The following is a 6,577-nucleotide window of genomic DNA, read 5'->3' on the forward strand; positions in this document are numbered from 1 at the left end:
TATTCCGCTATGAGCCCCGGATTTTAGTTCAATCCAGCCACCAACCATCGCGGCGGAGTTTATAAGGCAGTGAGCGATCCAGGCCCTCCAGAGGAATGGAGCGTTGACCTGTTCGAGTAATGTAGCAACGTATTGTCCGAACCATGCTGACAAGGTTTTGGCGGAAGCGCGCGACAAGACCCATAATCACGATCAAGAGCCCCATAATCCCTTCCGGTTCTGGCGCTGAACTTCCACTGAGGTTTGGATAGGCTTTTGTCGTTACTCCAGAAACTTGCGGCATTGGGACCGACGCTGAAACTGCATTTTCTGGGGCATGATTTACGGGGCCCTCAGAAACCGCAATGAACGAAGTGAAGCGGGTTTGCAGAGAATGATCCAGACCAAGCTTAATAATCTCGTTTTTTAAGGCCTGATTTGAACTGCCTCCAATCGTATATGCTCGATTTTTTGCAAAAATCTGCTCACGCGCCCAGATGATTGGAAGCGCTTTTTTTTCTGGGCTCTGTTGCTGAGTTCTCCCTGACAGATCAATCTCCAGCGGCATGCGAGCTGCCTTTCCATTCACTAAGCCACTTATGAAAATGGTGTGCTTTCCACTTTTTTGATAGCGCCCCAGAACTCGAAGTGCGCGCCCTTCGAACAAATCAGGCAGCTTTGTCGGGCTTTGCTCTTCAACTTCTAATTCGTTCCAATCAATTGAGACATCGGTCAGCACAGGCGTTTTCAAGTCTTTTGCAAAGGCCTCTGCAGTCTCATGGAAGCTCTCGTCAGCCTCAACGTAGCGTGCATATCCCCGTCCCTCTGTTGCCAGCGCCTCAAGCAGGAAGCGATTGACGGACGAACCCACTCCAAACGCATAAAGACGTGCCTTTCCAATGCGATTGGCAACGGTTTGGATTACTTTGCGCTCATTGCCTATGTAACCGTCTGTCAGGAAAACAACTATGCGTGTTGTGTCTTTAGGTTGTTGCGTCCCAAACGCAGCATTGAGCGCTGCATTCAGTTCTGTACCGCCACCAGTATAAAGACCGGAGACATACTCAAGCCCTGCCTGTTTGTTATGCTCGCTTGCAATTAAGGACTGCTCCTCAAATGCAGTTGTCTCATTTGCAAACCGAAGGATCCGAAAGTAATCATCTGGGCGTAGATTATTAATCGCGGCACGCATAAAGGCTTTGCTTGCAGCGATCGGAGCGCCCCCCATGGAGCCGGAGGTGTCCAACACAAACACCAGCTCTCTTTTACCAATAGTCGCTTCAGCCGTAACTTTAGGCGGCTCGATGAGCAACGAAAAGAAGCCCCCTTTTTCTTCCTCGTAGTAACTGTCTAGACCGGCAGTCACACTCGTCTCAGCGGCCAGTTCGTAACGCAAGACAAAGTCTTTATTGTCGACTTCCCTAGCTTTCTCAAAAGTCGCCTGTTTTTTGGTTTCATTTCCGGAGATGTTCAACTTGTGTGTTGAGCTCCAAAGGCCGGATATAGGCAGAGCTGCGGTCATGGACATATCCAGGGAGACCCGCCGATGATTGATGGCCTTGGATGTTGAAACGCCTAACCCCTGAGGATATTTCGGTAACCGATCAATTTCCCAGCCGGAAACGACGTCAACATCATCACTGCCAGACATCGCATCTGGCTTGCCCTGCTGGGCGGGCTCGGTTGCTCCTTCGTATCGCGGCCCAACCACCATGGGAACAACCAGTTCATAAGCCCCATCCAACTTCGGCACGGACTGCACATATTGCAGGTGCACGGTCACTGACTTACCCGGCATCAAGTTGGCGATATCCTGAGTAAACATGTTTGGTCGATGCTGTGTCAGAAGGGACGCGGCTTTCCCCTCAGCCTTCGCTTGCTTGAATACAGCATTTGCTTCTTGTTTTTCTTTGATTTGCGCGACGATCCGCTGCCCTTCCAACTCCATTTCCATGGCATGAACGGCAGCCTTCTGATTTAGGGGAAACAGATAGGTTGCATGGAGCGGCACATCATTGGGATTGAGGAATGTCTGTGAAAGCGTAACCTGGGCGATATCTCCAACCACATCCACATCGTAGTGCGCAGAGAGCAAGGGCAACTCGACCTGTTGTCCATTTAACATGGCAACAATTGTGCCCGCCTTCTTTCCCAGTTGGTCTGGCTGCTCGGCACCAGCATCGGAGCTCGTGCTAACTACGAAAATCAAAAGCAAAGAGAGAAAGCGCGTTATCTCAAACATCAAGAATATCCTCTAAATTTCAGGTCCTGGGGAAATCAAAGGCAGCAAAAACCGCGGCCTCAAACTGGTTTTGGTTGGAAAGGGCACCCTGCCATGGTGAAACGCGCTGAATGCTGGTCCAAGAGAGCGACGGGTTTTGCAACCAAATCCAGATCGCTTCGGCCACGTTGTTGGTGACATGCCCGTCATCAGAGAAAAAAGAGACGGAGACCTGCCATTGCTGGCCGTTTTCTGCAGTGGCTCGATACAGCGCTGAAGGCATTGCCTCAAAACGAGACCCAAGAAACTCGACCCGGTAGCCCAGACCGCGCAAGCAATCATCCGGCGCATGAAGATGGCGAAGCGGGGAGCTGGTATGTACAAGAGTAAGCGCATGCTCTCCATAGCGCTTTTTGACTGCATACCCTCCATACGCTTCGAGATACTGTTGCTCGACAGGAAGTAATGGGATGTCCTGCCCGGACTGCCCATTCAAAAACAAAGGCAAAACAGGGAGCGTAGTTGCTCTCGCCACATCAACAGCCTGTCGGGGCAGGCTGACAACAACAACAGCAAGACCAACAAAGGCGAGAGCCAGATACTTTTGAAGTGACTTAGGCAGCTCATGACCTTTAACCATATGAAGAGAGGCAACGAACATGCGTGCCTTAGGCCGATACAGCCTCAGGATTGGCAGAAGGGTGAGAGCAAGAGTGATGTACCCAATCACGCTGTGCCATGGTTCCATCATAACGTTTACGTCAAGAACCCAATGCGGATAGGCGATGCCGAGCGCTAATGTGCTGATGCGGAGAGAGTTGCCTAAGATGCTGAGAACGAGCGTAATGCCGACCCAAAGCAGAGCGACACTTAATCGTGGGCGATAGATGGCATTCAACACCACAATAAATGCCAAGCTGAGCATAAGGCTGGACGTGCCAGAACAAGGCAAATCAACCAGTACGTCTTTGCCTTCAAGTGTCAGCCGCACGCCATTGCAGGAAAGATTCTCAGTGACACCGCTGAGAAGAAAGCAAGACGCGTTCGCAGACAGTTCCTGCAATGGGTAACCCAATAGCCTTTGAACAATCCGCTCAACAGGCAGGGAGAACAGGAAAAGCGCAGAGAGCCAGAAGGGAGAGAGTGCACGCTTGCGTTCCCCTACCCTCAAAAGCGTAGCAATCGCGAAGATATCAAAAGCCAGAGCCAACCCGCCAATAACATTGATTGCAAACACCTGACTGATCAGCCGAATGAAAGCCGAAGCAACAAGAAGCAAAGCTGCAGTTTGGCGATGATGATTAGCGGAATGGTCCACGGGGCTCGACAGCGACCAAAGCAATAAGCCCGCGACCGCGACCAGATAAACAGCGCCGGAGGATGAATAAGAGGGATCAAACCATGTTCGCACCAGCCATAGCGCAGGTTCAAAAGCCAGAATGGCGGAAGCGAGCCCAAACCCAAAAGCTGTCACGCGATGATTTGCAAGAGTCTTTGTCATGCAAACCGTTATGCCAACCTGATTTGCAGACCCTACTCACCACCTGTGCAGATTTTCAGCATTTCATTCAGCCAAAGGCACAAACCTGTCGCCAGTAAGACCGAGACATGACAGTTCACTCTTCATCTCTCATGCCAATTTCAATACACATTTGCAAGTATGACGAAGCCCTCTTGTAAAGAAATGCACTTCGCTTCAACAAATGAACATATCGGTCATTTGCCTCGTCACCAGTCTGAACGTTCTTGCTACTTCTCGCTGCCCTCGCATCAACAAAACCGTGTTAAAATCTAATTGGCTTAGGTACCAGCCAAGTATTGCTTCTCGTGATTCTGGAAAAATATCGAAGCCAATTATAGCACTTAATCGGAATTTGTTGTTGTATGCTGCGGAGTTGACATCTACTCGCCTTCATCCCCGGATATGCGGCTCCTCATCCATGTCAGTAATAAATATATCACGCGTCCCTGCGTCTGCCCTTGAACTGTACACCACTATGTCAACGGCAAATAAACCGGTCTAGTTTTAGACGAGCTAGCAAGCAGAGATCGATAATTGGGGATGAGGTCGTGGTTGCCCTAATGATCATCGTCAAGGTGCAAAAAATAATCAATATCCGTAGGAGAAAGCTCGATTAAGGAAAGGTAGCGACAATATAGCCCTCGGTCAGCATTTCTATTGTTAGATCAGGTGGATTTTACGGGTTGTCAATAAAGGATCATCGCCACTTCGTATCAACGTAATCATCTATTCGGATGACATATCCAAGGTTTCATATATCGAGCTGTATGCACATCAGACTTTTTGGCTTCCGTAATATAAGCGAACTGCAATACAGGGGTTGCTTAAATGATGCAGATTTCAATGATCCAACTCATCGCCCCTAGAACTTCTGAACGCCATCTGTTTGATTGCAAAGACTGGTCGTAGGCCAAAGCGGAAAGTTCTAAGTATGGCAGCTAGATAAAATGTAGGGGCATTGTCAAACCTAGTTACCCGATGACGAATGACGTGTTTCATTGTCGTGTGCAACATAGATTAAATTGAACTAACCAAGAAATCAGATGTGGCACTGTGTTGGGCAATAGACAATTGCTAAATAAACGCATGAGTTATTTAGTTAATACTTAGATATCAAGATCCGAGTCACCTAAGTATTCGCTAACATCAAGCCTACCTCCCAAAATCAAAACTTAATATCCACATTGCATTTGTCGATATGTCTCAAATTCGGTCGTTGCAAAGCCTTCATAGTTAACGACTTGTCTCAAGTAGTTAATCTCGCTAACTCATTGTTTAATTGTAATAATTTACAACATACAATTTTAGCCAAAATGAATGTAACTCTAGGAAGAGATATTTCTCGTGAGAATTGCTCATTACAGCTATTTGAAGTGCTTTGTTCCATTATTTCAGCTTTTTTCGGCAGCTTTGCTATTGAGCGGTATATCTGTTCAGGCAGCGCCATTGGATACTTATGACTGGGTTCTCAACGTTAAGGACAATGCAGAGTCTGCCGGAGGAAGTACACCGAAAGTCGGCGACTACTTTTCATACGAAATATCCGTCACAAATAAGCCGACTGACAGCGAGAACAGAGCGGCACCTGTTACGCAAATTAATCTCACAGTTCCGACGGCGATACAACTTGTGGAAGTCTCGGGGTTAATCTGCAGGAGTACATTGCCGGTTGATGGACCGAATGTTGTTTCCTGTACTGTGCCCTCTCTGGTGGCTTTTGAAAGCATCTCATTTACTGCCACAATGCGTGCCAATGAGGCGTATAGCTCGTCACGTATCATCAATTTTTATTCTGAAATTCCTACCGTCAATGACCCTGTTGTAGATAACAACTCTCATTCGGAGCCGACAACAATCGCGGCGGGGCCCGGAATTGTCGTCCCTGATGAACCAGACCAAACAGATTTGGCACTCTCTGTGAGCGGGCCAGCTTCAACCGCTTCGACATCCGAAGTAAGTTATACCTTTACAACAACCAACAGAGGGCCTGATGCAGCGAATAAATGGTAACTCTCTGTTCCAATTGTAAACGGTTTACATTTCACGAGTTTGCCATCCGGCTGCGGTCTCGTGGCGGACAGATATAGTTGTACATTTTATAGCAATATTGTTCCCAGTACCGAAAGTGACCCAGATCCTTCCAAACATACGGCTGTGTTTACTGGGATTGTGACTCAGGCTGGCGGTCCTGCTGGTTCAGAGCCGAGTATTACAATTTCTGGTACTGTTGAAGCGCCACGAGATGAAGATGTTGTTGATGGCAACAATACCGCTTCTACAACGACTGCCGTCTCATTGGGAACAGACATTTCTGTATCTGCCTCTGCAAATGGCACAGCTGTATTGGGCCGTACCAATGAGTTAACAATCACCTCTGCTTACAAGGGGGATAGTCCAGAAGGCCTCGAAATGCGAACCGTTATTCCTGAAGGCTATGGGATCTCAGGTACAGGCTGGACTAGCCCAACGGGAGGTTGGACTTGCTCGTTATCTGGCAGGGAGTTTGTTTGTCAGAGACCTCACCCAGGTTTATCGAGCAGTGTAACGAACATTGATTTGGGCTCAGTCGTCTTTGATCTTGAAGTACTCGATGATCCTTCCGCGCTGACATAAAGGATCCAAGAGGATGTTGACACCAGCGTGACAATCACCTCAAGCGGCCCCGCAGATTTAGACACGACGAACAACACAGCCAGCATTCGCCAAGACTTGCAGCGGCCCAATGTTTCACTGTCAATCAGCAAATCTGCCTCAGATAACAGCGGTGTGCTTGCTGCGAATGACCATGTCGTGGTCAGCCATGTCCGTCGTCAAATGAAGTGGAACTGATTAGGCTTTTGAATAATGGAATGCTT

Annotated in this window: 5 protein-coding genes; 3 read left to right on the forward strand and 2 right to left on the reverse strand. The window is 48.4% G+C overall.

Going from position 1 to position 6,577, the window contains the following annotated elements:
- Positions 1 to 28: 28 nt before the first annotated feature.
- Positions 29 to 2,221, reverse strand: a complete 2,193-nt coding sequence (locus PsW64_RS23140) for a VIT and vWA domain-containing protein (protein WP_063305139.1) — start codon at positions 2,219 to 2,221, stop codon at positions 29 to 31.
- 19 nt (positions 2,222 to 2,240) lie between these two features.
- A complete protein-coding gene (xrtT, locus tag PsW64_RS23145) occupies positions 2,241 to 3,701 on the reverse strand; it encodes an exosortase T (protein ID WP_063305140.1) in 1,461 nt (486 codons plus the stop codon).
- Positions 3,702 to 5,066: 1,365 nt separating this feature from the next.
- On the opposite strand from xrtT, the gene PsW64_RS27440 reads away from it, so the two are divergent.
- From PsW64_RS27440 to PsW64_RS23160, 3 genes are all read left to right on the forward strand, one after another.
- On the forward strand, positions 5,067 to 5,732 hold the full coding sequence (locus PsW64_RS27440; RefSeq protein ID WP_153042415.1) for a DUF11 domain-containing protein: 666 nt from the start codon (positions 5,067 to 5,069) through the stop codon (positions 5,730 to 5,732).
- 144 nt (positions 5,733 to 5,876) lie between these two features.
- On the forward strand, positions 5,877 to 6,335 hold the full coding sequence (locus PsW64_RS23155; RefSeq protein WP_153042416.1) for a hypothetical protein: 459 nt from the start codon (positions 5,877 to 5,879) through the stop codon (positions 6,333 to 6,335).
- Positions 6,336 to 6,362: 27 nt separating this feature from the next.
- Positions 6,363 to 6,551 (forward strand): hypothetical protein, encoded by a 189-nt coding sequence (locus PsW64_RS23160; protein ID WP_063305143.1) that lies wholly within the window; start codon positions 6,363 to 6,365, stop codon positions 6,549 to 6,551.
- Positions 6,552 to 6,577: the final 26 nt, after the last annotated feature.

The sequence above is a fragment of the Pseudovibrio sp. W64 genome, assembly GCF_001623145.1.
GTDB lineage: Bacteria > Pseudomonadota > Alphaproteobacteria > Rhizobiales > Stappiaceae > Pseudovibrio.